The sequence below is a fragment of the Aeromonas sp. 602396 genome (genome assembly GCF_049173735.1).
Lineage (GTDB): Bacteria > Pseudomonadota > Gammaproteobacteria > Enterobacterales > Aeromonadaceae > Aeromonas > Aeromonas veronii_A.
The window spans coordinates 112,120-128,963 of sequence record NZ_JAAKSD010000002.1 but is presented as its reverse complement, the minus strand read 5'-3'; the positions used below and the strand labels follow the sequence as shown (position 1 = coordinate 128,963).

General features: G+C 60.2%; 15 protein-coding genes. 9 read left to right on the top strand and 6 right to left on the bottom strand.

Annotated features, from left to right (window positions below; all coding sequences use genetic code 11):
- The first annotated feature begins 134 nt into the window (after positions 1-134).
- Entirely contained in the window at positions 135-1,862 is a 1,728-nt protein-coding gene (gene aceK, locus G5229_RS04295; protein WP_058059117.1) for a bifunctional isocitrate dehydrogenase kinase/phosphatase, read from the top strand.
- 79 nt (positions 1,863-1,941) lie between these two features.
- Here the strand turns inward: aceK and tesB are convergent, their stop codons facing one another.
- Positions 1,942-2,808: an acyl-CoA thioesterase II gene (tesB, locus tag G5229_RS04290; RefSeq protein ID WP_019445657.1), complete on the bottom strand. Its 867-nt coding sequence runs from the start codon at positions 2,806-2,808 to the stop codon at positions 1,942-1,944.
- Between the two features lie 190 nt (positions 2,809-2,998).
- On the opposite strand from tesB, the gene G5229_RS04285 reads away from it, so the two are divergent.
- Positions 2,999-3,727 (top strand): transporter substrate-binding domain-containing protein, encoded by a 729-nt coding sequence (locus tag G5229_RS04285; protein WP_201991674.1) that lies wholly within the window; start codon positions 2,999-3,001, stop codon positions 3,725-3,727.
- Positions 3,728-3,880: 153 nt separating this feature from the next.
- Here the strand turns inward: G5229_RS04285 and rluB are convergent, their stop codons facing one another.
- The 5 genes from rluB to rnm form a co-directional block, all read right to left on the bottom strand.
- Entirely contained in the window at positions 3,881-4,804 is a 924-nt protein-coding gene (gene rluB / locus G5229_RS04280) for a 23S rRNA pseudouridine(2605) synthase RluB (RefSeq protein ID WP_005347347.1), read from the bottom strand.
- A gap of 134 nt (positions 4,805-4,938) precedes the next feature.
- Positions 4,939-5,511 (bottom strand): SMC-Scp complex subunit ScpB, encoded by a 573-nt coding sequence (gene scpB, locus G5229_RS04275; RefSeq protein WP_005350230.1) that lies wholly within the window; start codon positions 5,509-5,511, stop codon positions 4,939-4,941.
- Positions 5,495-6,364 (bottom strand): segregation and condensation protein A, encoded by an 870-nt coding sequence (locus tag G5229_RS04270; RefSeq protein ID WP_421208618.1) that lies wholly within the window; start codon positions 6,362-6,364, stop codon positions 5,495-5,497. Before G5229_RS04270 ends, scpB begins: the two co-directional genes overlap by 17 nt.
- Positions 6,357-6,977, bottom strand: a complete 621-nt coding sequence (locus G5229_RS04265; RefSeq protein ID WP_005338129.1) for an L-threonylcarbamoyladenylate synthase — start codon at positions 6,975-6,977, stop codon at positions 6,357-6,359. The genes G5229_RS04270 and G5229_RS04265 overlap by 8 nt, the downstream gene beginning before the upstream one ends.
- Positions 6,978-7,083: 106 nt before the next feature.
- The gene (gene rnm / locus G5229_RS04260; RefSeq protein WP_421208616.1) at positions 7,084-7,965 is read right to left on the bottom strand and encodes an RNase RNM; all 882 of its coding nucleotides are present in this window, start codon (positions 7,963-7,965) and stop codon (positions 7,084-7,086) included.
- A 436-nt stretch (positions 7,966-8,401) separates the two neighbouring features.
- On the opposite strand from rnm, the gene G5229_RS04255 reads away from it, so the two are divergent.
- The 7 genes from G5229_RS04255 (at position 8,402) to G5229_RS04225 (ending at position 16,843) form a co-directional block, all read left to right on the top strand.
- Entirely contained in the window at positions 8,402-10,036 is a 1,635-nt protein-coding gene (locus G5229_RS04255) for an anthranilate synthase component 1 (RefSeq protein ID WP_421208614.1), read from the top strand.
- Entirely contained in the window at positions 10,029-10,628 is a 600-nt protein-coding gene (locus tag G5229_RS04250; protein WP_005359135.1) for an aminodeoxychorismate/anthranilate synthase component II, read from the top strand. Before G5229_RS04255 ends, G5229_RS04250 begins: the two co-directional genes overlap by 8 nt.
- Positions 10,629-10,643: 15 nt before the next feature.
- Entirely contained in the window at positions 10,644-11,672 is a 1,029-nt protein-coding gene (gene trpD, locus G5229_RS04245; protein WP_042054975.1) for an anthranilate phosphoribosyltransferase, read from the top strand.
- A 74-nt stretch (positions 11,673-11,746) separates the two neighbouring features.
- Positions 11,747-13,168 (top strand): bifunctional indole-3-glycerol-phosphate synthase TrpC/phosphoribosylanthranilate isomerase TrpF, encoded by a 1,422-nt coding sequence (gene trpCF, locus G5229_RS04240; RefSeq protein ID WP_421208612.1) that lies wholly within the window; start codon positions 11,747-11,749, stop codon positions 13,166-13,168.
- 47 nt (positions 13,169-13,215) lie between these two features.
- Entirely contained in the window at positions 13,216-14,409 is a 1,194-nt protein-coding gene (gene trpB, locus G5229_RS04235; protein WP_005338139.1) for a tryptophan synthase subunit beta, read from the top strand.
- Positions 14,406-15,212 (top strand): tryptophan synthase subunit alpha, encoded by an 807-nt coding sequence (trpA, locus tag G5229_RS04230; RefSeq protein WP_139411126.1) that lies wholly within the window; start codon positions 14,406-14,408, stop codon positions 15,210-15,212. The genes trpB and trpA overlap by 4 nt, the downstream gene beginning before the upstream one ends.
- A gap of 971 nt (positions 15,213-16,183) precedes the next feature.
- Entirely contained in the window at positions 16,184-16,843 is a 660-nt protein-coding gene (locus tag G5229_RS04225) for a hypothetical protein (protein ID WP_421208610.1), read from the top strand.
- The last annotated feature ends 1 nt before the right edge of the window (position 16,844 follow it).

Sequence of the window (16,844 nt, the reverse complement as noted above, 5' to 3'; positions counted from 1 at the left end):
GCGCAATCTACCGTTTATCCCCGAAAATTGCCACTTGAACAGACGTTTGAATGTTGCGATAGTGGCCAGACGTGTGAACAAATTACACCCAATCCTTCGCGCTATCGGCCCGACAGATCACAAGGAAGAGAGAGATGCAGCAGCCATTGGAACAGGCCGTCGCCGAGACTATCTTGCAACGCTTCGAGTCGTTTTACAGCCGGTTTCTCGAGATAACCCAGGGCAGCAAGAGCCGCTTCGAGAACAGTGACTGGCTGGGGGTGCAGCTCGCCGGGCGCGAGCGAATTCGCCTCTATGACCACCATGTGGGGGCAACCGCCAGCTCCATCCGCCAGATGATGGGGGAGCACCACGCCACCCAGGAGCTGCTCAAGCGGGTCAAAAGCGCCTTCAGCGATCTACTGCCCCGTTGTGACAACTTCGAGGTGGCGGAGTCCTTCTTCAACTCCGTCTATCGCCGGATCTTTCGCCATCGCAATATCCGCGACGAGAACCTCTATATCCACCCCTTTGTCAGCCGTGGCGAAAAACCGGACCTGAGCGCCCTGCTGCGGATCTATCGCACCGATCTGGCCCATCTGCCGCAGACCTTGAGCCAGCTTTTGGGGGATTACAGCTTCACCCTCCCCTACGAGGACAAGCAGCGGGATATTGTCGACATCCACCGCCATCTTGCGGAGAACGGCCCGCAAATCCTCCATGACGAGCCGTTTGCCATCGAGCTCCTCAAAGAGGTGTTCTACCGCAACAAAGGGGCCTATCTGGTGGGGCTGATCCGGGCCCGGGATCAGGTCTTCCCCTTTATCCTGCCCCTGCTCAGCACCGGCCACAGCATCTATGTGGACACGGTGATCTTCGAGCCGGATCTCGCCTCCATCGTGTTTGGCTTCGCCCGTGCCTACTTTATGGTTTATGCCCGCGAACCGGCGCTGTTCGTCGCCTTCCTGCGCCAAATCATGCCCCACAAGCCCGATTACGAGATCTACAACGCCATCGGCTGCCAGAAGCACGGCAAGACCGAGCTCTATCGCCACTACCGCCATCATCTGGCCCAGAGTCGGGATCAGTTCATCATCGCCCCCGGCATCAAGGGGATGGTGATGAGCGTGTTCACCCTCCCCTCCTACGATGTGGTGTTCAAGGTGATCAAGGACGAGTTCACGCCGCCCAAAGATGTGAGTCACGAGCAGGTGAAGGCGAAATACCGGCTGGTAAAACAGCACGACCGGGTTGGCCGGATGGCCGATACCCAGGAGTTCACCAACTTCGAGTTTCCGCTCGATCGCATCTCGCCGGAGCTCCTTGCCGAGCTCAAGACGGTGGCACCGTCGGCGCTCACCATCAGCGACGACAAGCTGGTGATCAAGCACCTCTATACCGAGCGCAAGATGATCCCCCTCAACCTCTATCTGGACAAGGCGGACGAGCAGCAGACCCGGCTCGCACTGGAGGAGTACGGCAACGCCATCAAGCAGCTGGCGGCGGCCAACATCTTCCCGGGGGACATGCTGTTCAAGAACTTTGGCGTCACCCGTCACGGCCGGGTGGTCTTCTACGACTACGACGAGATCTGCTACATGACGGAGTGCAACTTCCGCCAGATCCCGCCGCCCCGCTACCCCGAGGATGAGTGGAGCGCCGAGCCCTGGTACTCGGTGGCCCCCAACGACATCTTCCCCGAGGAGTTCGCCACCTTCCTGCTGCAAAAACCGCAGGTGCGGGAGATCATGTTGCAGCTGCACAAGGAGATGTTCGACGCCAACTACTGGAAGATGCTGCAGAGCAACATCAAGGTGGGGGTGTTCGAGGATGTCTACCCCTACCGGCGCAAGAAGCGCTTCAAGTACCAGCGCGGCGGCTGAGTCCGCCGAGCCCGCGCACATCGCAGCAACGAAAACGGGGTGGCCCAAGCCACCCCGTTTTGCTATCCGCTTTGAGGCCTTAACTGCCGCGACGGCGGATCACCCCCTCCTGCATGGTGCTCGCCACCAGCATGCCATCACGGGTAAAGAACTGGCCGCGCACCAGACCGCGACCGCTACTGGCGCTCGGGCTGTCTACCACGTAGAGCAGCCAGTCGTCGAAGCGAAAATCCCGGTGGAACCACATGGAGTGATCGATGGTAGCCACCTGCATATCCGGCTCCCAGTAGGACACCCCGTGCGGCTGCAGCGAGGTGAGCAGGAAGTTGAAGTCGGAGGCGTAGGCCAGCAGGTATTTGTGCACCCGCAGATCGTCCGGCATCTGGCCGTTGGCCTTGAACCAGACGTGGCGCACCGGGTCCTGCACCGTCGGCCGAATAGGGTCGACCAGGGTCACCGGGCGCATCTCGATGGGCTGCTCGCAGAGGATCTTGTCCCGCAGGGAAGCCGGGATCAGGTTCTCGTAGGGGCGCACCAGCTCCAGCTCGCTCTTGAGCTCCTCCGGCGGAGTGATGCCGGTCGGCATCTGCGCCTGATGCTCGAAACCGTCGGCCGGCACCTGAAACGAGGCGTTGAGATAGAAGATGGGCTTGCCGCCCTGAATCGCCTTGACCCGACGGGTGGAGACGGTCTGGCCGTCGCGGATATTCTCCACGTCATAGACGATGGGACGGGTCACATCCCCCGGACGCAGGAAGTAGGAGTGAAAACTGTGAACCTGACGGCCGGTCTCGACCGTCTGCTTGGCGGCTGACAAGGCCTGCCCCATTACCTGTCCGCCAAACACGGCCCGCAGACCGAGATCCTGGCTCTGGCCCCGAAACAGGCCCTCCTCGATTTTTTCCAGCGCCAGCAACGCCAGCAGCTCATCAAGTACCTTGCTCATCGTTCACTCCTCTATCAGAGCCGCACAGGCTAACAAGCTCACCGGAGCAGAGCAACCGCCACAACCCCTTCCGCCCGCCAAAGGGAACTTCAAGGGCCATACGCCGCGACCAACAGCATTTATCGAGTCTGTTTTTTCCCTGCCAGAACCGCTACGCTGTCAGCAATCGATAGAGGTGAGGTCACCCGCCATGCACATCCGTTATCCGGTCACGCCCTCTGCCACTTATCGCCTCCGCTCGTCCCTTCGCTTTCTTGCCACCCTGTTTGCTCTCTCGCTGCTCCCGGCCGCCACGGTGCAGAGCGCGGTGATTATCACCGGCGAATTGCCCCCCTACTCTTCAGCGACGCTGGCCAATGGCGGCGAGCTGGCAAGCAAGGTGCTCACCACTCTCAAAGCGGCAGGCCACCCAGGTCTGCGGATCTCCTACCAGCCTTGGCCGAGAGGACTTAAAAACATCGAGCTGGGCAACGCCATCGCCGCCTTCCCCTTTACCTGGACCAACGAGCGCAGCAACACCCTGTTGTTCAGTACCCCCATCGCCTTCGATATCCAGTCCTGGTACACCACGCCCGACAAGAAGGGGCTGGAATCCCCACCCTGGCAGCAGAAAACCGCCTGCGTGCCCAAGGGGTGGTTCTCCGATGCCATCGAGCGGGTGACCATCGAGCAGAAGCTGATCGTCAGAACAACCAACCGCCTCAACCAGTGTGTCGAACTACTGAAAAAGGGCAAAGTCGATCTGGTGCCCATCAACGACACCTCAAAAAAGAACCTCTCGGAGGAGGACAACGCCGCCCTCTACCGCCTCTCGCTGTTTCGCCAGAACGTCACCTTCTATCTGGTCACCGCCCGCAATGAAGAGGGAGAGATGTTTATCCGCGACTTCAACAAAGAGTGGATGACACCGGCCAACTGAGGAGTGTGAGAGCAATCATTGCCACATGACCGGAGCCAGCCTGCAGCTGGAGGTCACCCGCTAGAGATGAAAACGGCCCGCACCAGTTGGTGCGGGCCTTTGCTTGGCCGACTGCGCACTTGAACGGCGCACAGTTCGCAACGGGCTATCGGCTTACTTGCTGCCGGTACCGGAGTTGCGGGTAGACGCTTGTGGCTTGCGACGGGCGGTGGTGGCGCGAGCGCGCGGCTCTTTGCCCTGCATCTCTTTGTGACGCTGCACGGCGCGACGGATCTGGGCGGCCTGCTTGTGGCGGCTGGTTTTGCCATCTTGCTGCAGATCGACCTTGGATTCGGTCTCCGGCGGCAGGTTGACCAGACCGCGCAGGTAGTTCACTTCCGGCAGTTTCAGCTCTTGCCAGCCGCCGCGCGGGATGCCGCGGTCCAGCTTGACGTCGCCGTAGCGGATACGCATCAGGCGGCTCACCTGCACTTCCTGGGATTCCCACAGGCGGCGCACTTCACGGTTGCGACCTTCAGTCAGGGTGACGTTGAACCACTGGTTCAGACCCTCACCGCCAGCCGGTTTGATCTTGTTGAACTTGGCGGTGCCATCTTCCAGCTGCACGCCCTTGCGCAGACGCTGCAGCATGGCTTCGGTGATCTCGCCAAAGACACGCACCGCGTATTCCCGCTCCACTTCGTGGCTCGGGTGCATCAGACGGTTGGCCAGCTCACCGTCGGTGGTGAACAGCAACAGACCGGAGGTGTTGACGTCGAGGCGGCCGACCGCAATCCAGCGGGCACCTTCCATCTTGGGCAGACGATCAAACACGGTGGGACGACCTTCCGGATCGTGACGGGTACACATCTCCCCTTCCGGCTTGTGGTAAGCCAGTACGCGGCAGATCACTTCCTCTGCGGCACGGGTCTTGACCTGGTGACCATCCACCCGGATCACGGCGTTCACTTCGACGCGATCCCCCAGTGTGGCGACCTTGCCATCCACACTGACCCGACCTGCGGTGATCAGGGCCTCCATCTCACGACGGGAGCCGTGACCCGCGCGGGCCAACACTTTTTGCAGTTTTTCACTCATCGGGGTTACCTGATTGTTGATCGCTGCCCACTGGTAAAAGGGGCAACGGGGTTAACTGTAACAAACGCCGGTTGGAGCGATCGCCACAGTTGAAAAATGTATATCTCGGTGACATCGGCACGCTTGGGCGCCATTCACCGGGCATCGCTCTCCCCGTCCACCGCAGAGGGCAACAGGGGTTGCAGCTCCGGATCCAGCTCGGGGAGCTGCTCCAGACTCTGCAGATTAAAATAATCCAGAAACTCTCTGGTGGTGGCGAGCAGTTCGGGGCGACCGGCCACCTCTTTGTGGCCTATGCTGCGCACCCAGCCACGCTCTTTCAGGGTATTCACTATCTGGCTCGACACCGCCACCCCGCGGATCGCTTCGATCTCGGCCCGGGTGATGGGTTGGCGATAGGCGATCAGGGTCAGCGTCTCCATCACGGCGCGCGAATAGCGCGGAGCCCGCTCGCTCCAGAGCCGCGAGAGCTCTTCGGCATACTCCTGACGCGCCTGAAAGCGCCAGCCGGAGGCGACCTCCTTGAGCTCGACGCCTCGTGAGCTGTAATCTTGCCTGATCTCGGCCAACAGCAGCTGAACATAGCGACTGGTCACCGGATAATCCGCCAGCACGCTGCTTTTCAGCTCGCTGACATTGAGCGGACGACCGGCCACAAACAGCGCCGCTTCGATCAGGGTCTTGAGTCGTTCAGTGGGCAGCGCCACGGTTGCCCTCCTCGCTCTGCTCGGCCAATGCGAAATGGATTGGGCCAAGGGGTTCTGCCTGCAGGATCCAGATCAGTTGCTCCTTGCACAGCTCCAGCAGGGCCAGAAACGTCACCAGTACCCCCATCCGCCCCTCTTCGGCACGCAGCACCTGCTCAAGGCGCAGGGTCTGCCCCAGCGTGAGCATGGCAAGGATCTCCGCCATGCGCACCCGGGTCGGGATCTGTTCGCGGCGGATCTGGTGATGTTCGAAATGAGTCGCGCGTTTTACCACACTTTGCATGTAAAGGGCGAGCTCAACCAGCGAAACATCGGGCGCCAGTGGCTTGAGGGCGCCAAAATCGGGGGGCAAGGCGGTGGCGATATAAATCTCCCGCTCCACCCGAGGCAGCTCATTGACCTTCTCCGCCCCTACCTTGTAGCGCTCGTACTCCTGCAGGCGGCGGATCAGGGTCACCCGCGGGTCTTCTCCCTCATCTTCATCCTCCAGCTCCGGCGCCTTGGGCAGCAGCAGGCGGGATTTTATCTCCGCCAGCCAGGCTGCCATCAGCAGATACTCAGCCGCCAGCTCAAGGTTGAGCCCCTGCATCAGCTCCACGTACTCCATGTACTGGGCGGTGATCTGCAGGATCGGCAGGTTGAGAATATCGAGCTGCTGGCGCCGGATCAGATAGAGCAGCAGATCGAGCGGCCCCTCGAAGGTATCGAGGAACACCTCCAGCGCATCGGGCGGGATGAACAGATCCTGGGGCAGCTCGTGATAGGGCTGCCCCAGGACTTTCGCGATGGGTAGTGCGGTGCCAGCCCCCGTCTCGGCGGAAGGGACTGTCACCGGTTCAGCGACATCACTCAAACGGGGTCGGGTCTCCGGCACCGCGACGACGCAATACCGGCTCGTCGTCAGAGAAATCGACCACAGTCGTGGGCTGCTCGCCCAGATAACCCCCGTTGACCACCAGATCGATCTGCTTGCCCAGCTTGTCGAAGATCTCTTCCGGATCGAACTCGGCCATCTCGGAGTCCGGCAGGATCAATGTGGTGGAGAGCAGCGGCTCGCCGAGTGCTTCCAAGAGCGCCTGAGCAATCTTGTTGTCCGGCACCCGGATACCGATGCTCTTCTTCTTCTCGTTCATCAGGCGGCGCGGCACCTCTTTGGTCGCCTTGAAGATGAAGGTGTAGGCACCCGGGGTGTTGTTCTTGATCAGGCGAAATGCGCTGTTGTCGACCTTGGCGTAGGTGGAGATCTCGGAGAGATCGCGGCACACCAGGGTGAAGTCGTGGTTGGCGTCGAGGCGACGGATGCGGCAGATGCGCTCCAGCGCGCCCTTGTCACCCATCTGGCAACCCAGCGCATAACCGGAGTCGGTCGGATAGACGATCACACCGCCGTTCTGGATGATCTGTACCGCCTGACCGATCAGTCGGGCCTGGGGGTTTTCCGGATGTACGTAAAAATGCTGACTCATAGCTTGTTCTCGCAATGGGGGCAGCAATACCTGCCCGCTCGTATGGTCACGGGTCAATAACCCATGACACTACCTTAACCTGTTTGTGGCCGCTTCGCTGGCGTCGTTACCGACTCGCCAGCAGCTCTGCATGTTGCTCGGTGGTGAGCCCAAAGTGACCGGGATAGGCCAACCAGACGGGCATCCCCTCTTTGGGCAGCCAGAGGTGGCGGCCCAGCTCGGTCCAGTTGGAGGGGAAGTGAAAATCCGATCCCACCGAGATATAGAGGTCGTGATCCTTGGCCCACTGGCCCAGATTGGCTCGCTCCTGCGGACTCTGCTGGGGCAATGAGACCTCCATGGCATCACCACCGGCGGCCTTGAAAGCCACCAGCAGCCGCTTGATCCACTTGGCGGTGAGATCGTAACGGCTGGGGTGGGCCAGCACCGCCAGCCCACCGGCGGCATGAATGGCCGCGATGGCTTCGCTCATCTCGGGCCACTCGGCCGGGGCATACCCTTTATTGCCACGGCTCAGGTACTTTTTGAATACCTTCTGCATGTTGTCGGCTACCCCGTGCGCCACCAGCACCCGGGCAAAGTGGGCGCGGGTCACGGCGGCGTCACCGGCAAGCGCCTTGGCCTCTTCATAGGTGCCGGGAATGAGGCACTTCTCCAGACGGCGCCCGATTTCCAGCGCACGCGCTTCGCGACGTGCCAGCTGACCGGCCAGAAAATCGGTCAGCTGCACATTTTTTTCATCCACTGCCAGCGCCACGATATGAATTTCGTGATGCTCCCAGCCAGTGGAAATTTCCACCCCGCTGACCAGCCGCAGCGGCAGTTGCTCGGCCGCGATGGTGCGGCGCACCTCATCAAGCCCGGCGAGGGTATCGTGGTCAGTAACTGCTAACACCTCGACCTGTTTTTCGGCAGCGCGGCGCACCAGTTCGGCGGGGCTCAGCACCCCGTCGGAGGCAGTGGTATGGCAGTGAAGATCGAATCTCATCAGGTTATTCCGCTCTCGTGGTCAGGTCACCATTCATGGCAAATCGGTGAAAGAAGGCTAAAAAGCGACTTGACTTGGCCGCGGCTTTATCGTTTTCTGTAGGCACTTCATTGCAAACATCTTTTTACAGGACTTTATCATGCAAACGACTTCCATCCTGACCATCTGGTGGTGGCACACTCCCTGACATGCGGGCGTGTGGTCGTTGCTGTACCTGTAATCTGACAGCAAATTAAGAACCCAAAGAAAAAGCCCGCTGACCCCAGCGGGCTTTTTTATTATCCGGCAAATGGACCTGTGATGAAACCGAGAATTCAGACAAGCAAGCTGACCTGGCGATGGCGCCCCTGAACCAGCCACCCCGGACCCATTAAATTTTCAAGGAATTCAACGTCATGAACATCGGTAACACGCATCACACGCAAGGGAACGCACTATGACAGCCACACATCGCCTTCCTCTGGGTGAATTCGATACCCTCAAGCTCAACGCCCCCTATGTGGCCGATCCGCTGGCGCTCTATACCCGCCTCTGTCAGGGCCGCCCCAACAACCTGCTGCTGGAATCGGTGGAGATCGACTCCAAGGCAGGCAAACAGAGCCTGCTGCTGGTCGATGCCTGCCTGCGCATCGAGTGCCGTGGTCGCACCGTGCGGGTACGCAGCCTGAACGACAACGGCGCCCAGTTGCAGAGCCTGCTGGCCGAGCGGCTGCCCGTGGTGGTGGCCCGCTCGCTGGTAGATGGCGAATTGCAGCTCGATTTCCCGGCCTCCGATCGGGAGCTGGACGAAGATTCCCGCCTCAAGGGGAGCAGCGTGCTGGACGTGCTGCGTACCCTGCAGCGGGAGCTTGATTGCCAGCTCGGCAAAGAGGCGCTGTTTATGGCGGGCAGCTTTGCCTACGACCTGATCGCCTCATTTGAAGATCTGCCCGAAGTGCCTGAGGGGAGCAACAGCTGCCCCGACTACTGCTTCTATGTGGCCGAAACCCTGATCACTATCGACCATATCGAACGCACCACTCAACTGCTGGCCTGCATCTTTGGCGGCGATAGCGACGAAAGCCAGGTTGAAGACAGATACACCCGCCTGACCGAGCGACTCACCGACTTCAAACAGATTTGCCAACAACCCCTAAGCGCCGAGCTGACCACCCAGCCTCTGACCGGTGGCATGAGCGTGGACAAGAGCGACAAGCAGTTCTGCGCCGAGGTGGAGAAGCTCAAGGGCTTTATCCGCCGGGGTGACATCTTCCAGGTGGTGCCGTCGCGCTGCTTCTCCCTGCCCTGCCCAAGCCCGCTGGCCGCCTATCGCCGCCTCAAACAGACCAATCCCAGCCCCTACATGTTCTACGTGCAGGATGAGGGCTTCACCCTGTTTGGTGCCTCGCCGGAGAGCGCGGTGAAATTCTGCGCCGCCAGCCGCGATGTGGAGATGTACCCCATCGCCGGTACCCGCCGCCGTGGTTTCAACCCGGATGGCAGCATCAACCGGGATCTCGATGGCCGTATCGAGCTGGAGCTGCGTCAGGACGAAAAAGAGGTGGCCGAGCACCTGATGCTGGTAGATCTGGGCCGCAACGACATCGCCCGCATCTCGGAACCCGGCACCCGCTACGTCAAGGAGCTGCTCAAGGTGGATCGCTACAGCCACGTGATGCATCTGGTCTCCAAGGTGGTCGGCACCTTGCGCTCCGATCTTGACGCCCTGCACGCCTATCAGGCCTGCATGAACATGGGCACCCTCACCGGCGCCCCCAAGATCCGCGCCAGCGAGCTGATTCGCATGGTGGAAGGCAAGCGCCGCGGCAGCTACGGCGGTGCGGTCGGTTACATCAACGGCGCCGGCGAGATGGATACCTGCATCGTCATCCGCTCCGCTTTCGTGAAAGATGGCGTGGCCCACGTACAGGCCGGTGCCGGGGTGGTCTATGACTCCAAGCCGCAAGCCGAAGCGGACGAAACCCGCGCCAAGGCGGCCGCCGTGCTGGCCGCCATCGCAGCCAGCCATGGCACCTCCCTGCAAGCCCTGAGCGCCCAGCAGGAGCAACATAAGGACGTGAGCCATGACTAACATTTTCCTGCTCGATAACTTCGATTCATTTACCTACAACCTCGTCGACCAGTTCCGCTCCCTCGGCTATCCGGTGCGGATCTACCGCAACAGCCTGCCGGCCAGCCGCATCATGAGCGAAATTGCCGCCTGCGAAGGGGATGCCGTGCTGGTGCTCTCGCCGGGGCCGGGAGCCCCCCATGAGGCGGGTTGCCTGATTGACCTTATCAAGCTGGCCCGTGGTCAGGTGCCCATCCTCGGCATCTGCCTCGGCCATCAGGCCCTGTGCGAAGCCTACGGCGGCACCGTCGGTGCGGCAGGCGAAATTGTCCACGGCAAGCGGTCCCTGATTGAGCACAACGGCCACGGCGCCTTTGCCGGTCTGCCGAGCCCGCTGCCGGTGGCCCGCTACCACTCGCTGGTCGCCACCTATGTACCGGAAGAGCTGACGGTGATTGCCCACTATCAGGGCATGCCCATGGCCATTGAGCAGCAGGATGAGCGGGTGCTGGGTTTCCAGTTCCATCCCGAATCCATCATGACCTCGGAAGGGGCCCGTTTGCTGACTCAGGCGCTCGCCCATATCACCCGCCCAGAAAGCAGCGTGCGTTAAGGTAAGGAGACCAACATGCATCAACATCTCAACACCCTCTATCAGGGTCAGTCTCTGAGCCGTGAAAGTACCCGCGACGCCTTCGGCCAGGTGGTACGTGGCGAAGTGGATCCCATAGTGCTCGCAAGCCTGCTGACCGCCCTCAAGATCAAGGGGGAAACCCCGGAGGAGATCGCCGGTGCCGCCGAGGCGCTGCTGGCAGAAGCGCGCGACTTCCCGCGTCCGGATTACGAGTTTTGCGACATCGTCGGCACCGGTGGCGATGGTCTCAACACCATCAACGTCTCCACCACCTCGGCGCTGGTCGCCGCCGCCTGCGGCCTGAAAGTGGCCAAGCATGGCAACCGCTCGGTCTCGAGCAAGTCGGGTTCGAGCGATCTGCTGGACAAAATGGGCATCAAGCTCGACATGAGCCCGGCGCAGGCGCGCCGCTGTCTGGACGAGCTCGGCATCTGCTTTTTGTTCGCCCCCCAGTACCACGCCGGGGTGCGCCATGCCATGCCGGTGCGCCAAGCCCTCAAGACCCGCACCCTGTTCAACGTGCTGGGGCCGCTTATCAACCCCGCTCGCCCCACCTATCAGCTGATGGGGGTCTATGCCCCCGAGCTGGTGCGCCCCATCGCAGAAACCCTGCTGGCACTGGGGCTGAAAACCGGTATGGTGGTTCACGGCGCCGGGCTCGACGAGATTGCCATTCACGGCCCGACCCAGGTGGCCCAGATCCGTGACGGCGAGATCCGCGAGTTTCTGCTCACCCCGGCTGACTTTGGCCTCGAGACCTATCCGGTGAGCGCCATTCAGGGTGGTGAGCCTGAAGAGAACCGTGCCATCACTGCCGCCATTCTGGAAGGGCGTGGCACTCCGGCCCACAACGCCGCCATTGCCGCCAATGTGGCGCCACTGCTGCTGATGGCGGGCAAGGCGAAAGATCTCAAGAGCGCGGCGGCCGAGGTGCTGGCGGTGCTGGCAAGCGGCAAGGCTGCGGATCTGGCTGCTCGGCTAGCAACTTTAAGCCATCAGGAAGCGGGCCATCAGGAGGCATGATGTCAGCCACCACGTTGCCCAACAGTCATTGAAAACGCCCGCAGGGCAAGAGCCAGTTTCGCAAGGATAACGAGATGTCAGACCTTATTGCCCCCCATGCTTTTCTGAACATGGCCTCCATCAGCCAGACCATCCTCGGCAAAATCGTGGCGGCCAAGCAGGAGTGGGTTGCCGCCCGCAAGCTGGCCCAACCGCTGGATAGCTTCCAGAGCGAGCTGACCCCGAGCGATCGGGATTTCGTCGGGACCCTCAAGGCGGGCTCCACCCGCTTTATTCTGGAGTGCAAGAAGGCCTCCCCCTCCAAGGGCTTGATCCGCGACGATTTCAGCCCGGAGGCCATCGCCGACATCTATGGCAAATACGCCACCGCCATCTCGGTGCTGACCGACGAGAAGTTCTTTCAGGGGGATTTCGCCTTCCTGCCGCGGGTGCGCAGCCGCGTATCACAGCCGGTGCTCTGCAAGGATTTCATGATTGACCCCTATCAGGTCTATCTGGCCCGTCACTATCAGGCGGACGCCATCCTGCTGATGCTCTCGGTGCTAACCGACGAGGGCTATCGCGCCCTGTTCGCGGTGGCCAAGGAGCTGGGCCTGGGCGTGCTCACCGAGGTGAGCAACGAAGAGGAGCTAACCCGCGCCATCGCGTTGGGGGCGCCGGTGATTGGCATCAACAACCGGGATCTGCGAGATTTGAGCGTCGATCTCAACCGCACCAAACAGCTGGCCAAAGACATTCCAAGCGATCGGGTGGTGATCAGCGAGTCCGGCATCAACCACCGCGCTCAGGTAGCGGATCTGCGCCACCACGCCAAAGGCTTTCTGGTGGGCTCATCCCTGATGGCCGAGCCGGATCTGGAGGCAGCGGTGCGCAAACTGGTACTGGGCCAGAACAAGGTGTGCGGCCTGACCCGCGCCGAAGATGCCGCCGCCGCCCATCAGGCGGGCGCGGTGTTTGGCGGTCTGATTTTTGTGGCCAAAAGCCCGCGCTATGTGGACATCCCCGCCGCCCGCGCCGTGATGGCGGGCGCACCGCTCTCCTACGTCGGGGTATTTCGCAACGCCCAGCCCGCCACCATCGCCAAGACGGTGGATGCGCTGGGGCTCGCCGCCGTGCAACTGCATGGGGATGAGGATGCCGCCTATATCGATACCCTGCGCCCACTGCTGCCGACTGGCTGCCAGATCTGGAAAGCAATCGGAGTCACAAGCGGCGAGCCGCTGCCCGCCCTCGACTATCCGGCGGATCGCCTGCTGCTGGATACGAAAGTCGGCAGCCAGAGCGGCGGTACCGGTCAGGCGTTCGACTGGGCCCTGCTGGCCACGCTCGATAAAGCCAAGCTGATGCTGGCGGGGGGGCTCAACCCCGACAACGCCCTGCAGGCAGCGCAAGTGGGCTGCCTCGGCCTTGATTTCAACTCCGGGGTGGAGAGTACCCCAGGCCAGAAGGATGCGCACAAAATTGCAGCCGCCTTCGGCGCACTGCGCAACCTGTAGCGCAACCCTTTTTGATGTTTCGATTTAGCTAATACAAGGAAGAAGCCATGACCCTGCTCAACCCGTTTTTCGGTGAATTTGGCGGTATGTATGTACCCCAAATCCTTATCCCGGCCCTGCTCCAGCTGGAGAAAGCCTTCGTCGATGCCAAGGATGACCCGGCCTTTATCGCCGAGTTTCAGTCCCTGCTGACCGAGTATGCCGGTCGCCCGACTCCGCTCACCCTGACCCGCAATCTGACCAAGGGCACCAAGACCCGACTCTATCTGAAGCGTGAAGATCTGCTGCACGGCGGCGCCCACAAGACCAACCAGGTGCTGGGTCAAGCCCTGCTCGCCAAGCGGATGGGCAAGAATGAGATCATCGCCGAAACCGGCGCCGGTCAGCATGGCGTTGCGACGGCACTGGCCTGCGCCCTGCTCGGCCTCAAGTGCCGGGTCTATATGGGCGCCAAGGATTGCGAGCGCCAGAAACCCAACGTATTTCGCATGAAGCTGATGGGAGCCACCGTCATTCCGGTGCACTCCGGCTCGTCCACCCTGAAAGATGCCTGCAACGAGGCGCTGCGCGACTGGGCTGCCAACTACGAGTCGGCCCACTACCTGCTCGGCACCGCCGCCGGCCCGCACCCCTTCCCCACTATCGTGCGGGAGTTCCAGAAGATGATTGGCGAGGAGGCCAAGGCCCAGTGCTTCGAGAAAGAAGAGCGCTTGCCCGATGCGGTGATTGCCTGTGTCGGCGGCGGCTCGAACGCCATCGGCATGTTTGCCGACTTTATCGATGAGCCTTCAGTGCGCCTCATCGGCGTCGAGCCGGGTGGTCACGGTATCGAAAGCGGCGAGCACGGTGCGCCGCTCGGTCACGGCAGCAAGGGGGTCTTCTTTGGCATGCACTCCTATCTGATGCAGGACAATCAGGGCCAAATTCAGGAGTCCTACTCCGTCTCGGCGGGGCTGGATTTCCCCTCTGTCGGCCCGCAGCACGCCCATCTGGCCGCCATCGGCCGCGCCGAGTACCCCTCGGTGACCGACAAGGAGGCGCTGGACGCCTTCCAGGAGCTGGCCAAATCCGAGGGGATTATCCCCGCGCTGGAGTCCTCCCACGCACTGGCCCACGCCCTCAAGATGGCCCGCAGTGAACCGGAAAAAGAGCAGGTGCTCATCGTCAACCTCTCCGGCCGTGGCGACAAAGATATCTTCACCGTTGCCGACATCTTTGAAAAAGAAGGAACCTTGTCATGAACCGTTACGCACAACTCTTCTCCCGTCTGGATGAAGCCAATCAGGGCGCCTTTGTGCCGTTCGTGATGCTGGGTGACCCCACTCCTGAACTCTCGCTGGCCATCGTCGATGCGCTGGTCGAAGGGGGCGCCGATGCCCTCGAACTCGGCATTCCCTTCTCCGATCCGGTGGCGGACGGCCCCACCATTCAGGGCGCCGCTCTGCGCGCGTTTGCCAGCCACACCACCCCGGACGACTGCTTCGAGCTGCTTGGCCGCATCCGCGCCAAGTACCCGCAGCTGCCCATTGGCCTCTTGGTCTACGCCAACCTGGTCTATGTGCGCAAAATTGACGGCTTCTACGAGAAGTGCCAGCAGGCGGGCGTGGACTCGGTGCTGGTCGCCGACGTGCCGGTGCAGATGTGCGCCCCCTACAAGGCGGCCGCCGACAAGTTCGGCATCGACAGCATCTTTATCGCCCCGCCCAATGGCGACGCCGAGACCCTGAAACAGGTGGCGGAGCTCGGCAATGGGTACACCTATCTGGTGAGCCGCGCCGGTGTCACCGGTGCCGAGACCAAGGCCGGCATGCCGGTGGAGGGGCTGATCAATACCCTGCGCGAGTTCAACGCCCCCCCCGCCCTGCTCGGCTTTGGCATCAGCGAACCGGCTCAGGTGCGTGAAGCCATTGCCGCTGGCGCCGCCGGTGCCATCTCCGGCTCTGCCGTGGTGAAGATCATCGAGACCCACCACCAAAACCCGGAACATATGCTCACCCGTCTGAAAGAGTTTGTGGAAGGGATGAAGGCCGCGACCCTGCGCTAAGCGTTCAGTCAAACGCCCACCCCCATGACAAGCAAGGGAGCCCAAGCGGGCTCCCTTTGTTATCCACCATCCCTGGTTGGTGCCACCCTTGTAGGTCTGATTAGCGAAGCGTAATCAGATGTTCGCGGAATTGATGCTGATGCTATGGCGCGGCTTCGCCACGCAGGACACGAGGGCGCAGCCCTCGACGGGGTTTCGCCCGCCCTTCTGGCTGGGGCGAGTGACTTTGGAAGGACCCGCTCTCTTTGGCAAATAACACCAAAGGTCTTCTCCCCCGCTTATTTGCCCGACTGACGTCGGGTACCTTCGGCTCAGCGAATAAGAGGGGGATCAAAACCGTGCCCGCCTGAGGCTACCGTGCAACAGTGAACAAGCCCCCTCTCCCCTTGGGAGAGGGTTGGGGTGAGGGGAAGCTACTGCAACCGAATTTGCTCAAATTGAATACTACTGATGACTAATTTATTGATCCAGCACAGATTCCCGCCAAAACACGCTTCTCAACGCGCCACCAGCCCCCTTAAGATACCCGAATGACAATCAACCTCTCGGAAGAACGCCATGACAGCGATTGTTGCAATCTCGCAGGTTAACAGCAGCGAACTGGGGGCTGTCACTCAGGGGCGGTAGCGTGGTTTTTGTAGGTTGACGCAGCGTGTAGCAAAGCCCAACAGGCGAGCCTTATTGCACCAACCAGATCGGGATAAATAAGGATGTGGCAAAACCGTCAAACAGAGTTTATGATATATTCACGGCAAATGCTGGGCTTTATTTCCATTAACACCAATCTACTATTTTTAGTCTAAAATACGATATGACAATGTAATTGTTTAAAGTTAATGCTTCTTATTTGTTACAAGGACCGCATGATGCTATATGGAAGGCTCTGTTATCGGATTAATGCCGCCTTCTATCTAATCACTTTTAGACATCTTCACAAAGGCAGTTATTAACCACCGCAAAAGGAAAGAGTCATGCAAATCGACGATAAGATCAAATCAGCTATTGATAGTATCCAATCTGGAAAATTGGATAAATACCTTCAGCACTTGGATAACTCTGATTTTGGAGTGTACATTCCCGTGTATGAAGACCAAGGAGTGATAAAGCCAATGCTGGAAGGCTACTCTCAAACAGAGAGGGATTTAGTTATTTCTGTAAGCAAGAATGGCGAGGATGATCTCGAAGATGAATTTCCAACATTACCAATAGGTTGGCTTGGCCAAATTGACGGGAAGGATTCATCTTGTCGCCACCCAGGCGAGGATAGATGCCGTCATTGCACTGGTCATCAAGACAAATGCAGACATTGCACTCACCCCAGAGGCCATAGCATTAACGGCATTGATGACGCACCTGAATTGGACTATCACGAAGTTGTAAAAGAGATAAAGGACAAACAAGATCTGCTGAGTTCACTTGCAACTGAGGGTATGGGCCTTACTCTCCTTCATGGGCACAGTGATCAATTTATGTTTACAAAGCTACCCGAAGGGTATGTGTCAGTAATTTCCAAAGGAAAAACCAGTTTCAGAAAAGAGTCCGAAGTTTCCCAAGACCCCACATTTGTTCCAAATGTGTGGCGAAGTATTAACGGTCAGCTGCGCGTTGCAGGCGGACACTCAGAAACCTGAT

Bases quoted from the DNA above. Each gene is read 5' to 3' on its own strand.
- aceK (WP_058059117.1), top strand. From the start codon at position 135: ATGCAGCAGCCATTGGAACAGGCCGTCGCCGAGACTATCTTGCAACGC.
- tesB (WP_019445657.1), bottom strand. From the start codon at position 2,808: ATGAGCAAGGTACTTGATGAGCTGCTGGCGTTGCTGGCGCTGGAAAAA.
- G5229_RS04285 (WP_201991674.1), top strand. From the start codon at position 2,999: ATGCACATCCGTTATCCGGTCACGCCCTCTGCCACTTATCGCCTCCGC.
- rluB (WP_005347347.1), bottom strand. From the start codon at position 4,804: ATGAGTGAAAAACTGCAAAAAGTGTTGGCCCGCGCGGGTCACGGCTCC.
- G5229_RS04265 (WP_005338129.1), bottom strand. From the start codon at position 6,977: ATGAGTCAGCATTTTTACGTACATCCGGAAAACCCCCAGGCCCGACTG.
- rnm (WP_421208616.1), bottom strand. From the start codon at position 7,965: ATGAGATTCGATCTTCACTGCCATACCACTGCCTCCGACGGGGTGCTG.
- G5229_RS04255 (WP_421208614.1), top strand. From the start codon at position 8,402: ATGACAGCCACACATCGCCTTCCTCTGGGTGAATTCGATACCCTCAAG.
- G5229_RS04250 (WP_005359135.1), top strand. From the start codon at position 10,029: ATGACTAACATTTTCCTGCTCGATAACTTCGATTCATTTACCTACAAC.
- trpD (WP_042054975.1), top strand. From the start codon at position 10,644: ATGCATCAACATCTCAACACCCTCTATCAGGGTCAGTCTCTGAGCCGT.
- trpCF (WP_421208612.1), top strand. From the start codon at position 11,747: ATGTCAGACCTTATTGCCCCCCATGCTTTTCTGAACATGGCCTCCATC.
- trpB (WP_005338139.1), top strand. From the start codon at position 13,216: ATGACCCTGCTCAACCCGTTTTTCGGTGAATTTGGCGGTATGTATGTA.
- trpA (WP_139411126.1), top strand. From the start codon at position 14,406: ATGAACCGTTACGCACAACTCTTCTCCCGTCTGGATGAAGCCAATCAG.
- G5229_RS04225 (WP_421208610.1), top strand. From the start codon at position 16,184: ATGCAAATCGACGATAAGATCAAATCAGCTATTGATAGTATCCAATCT.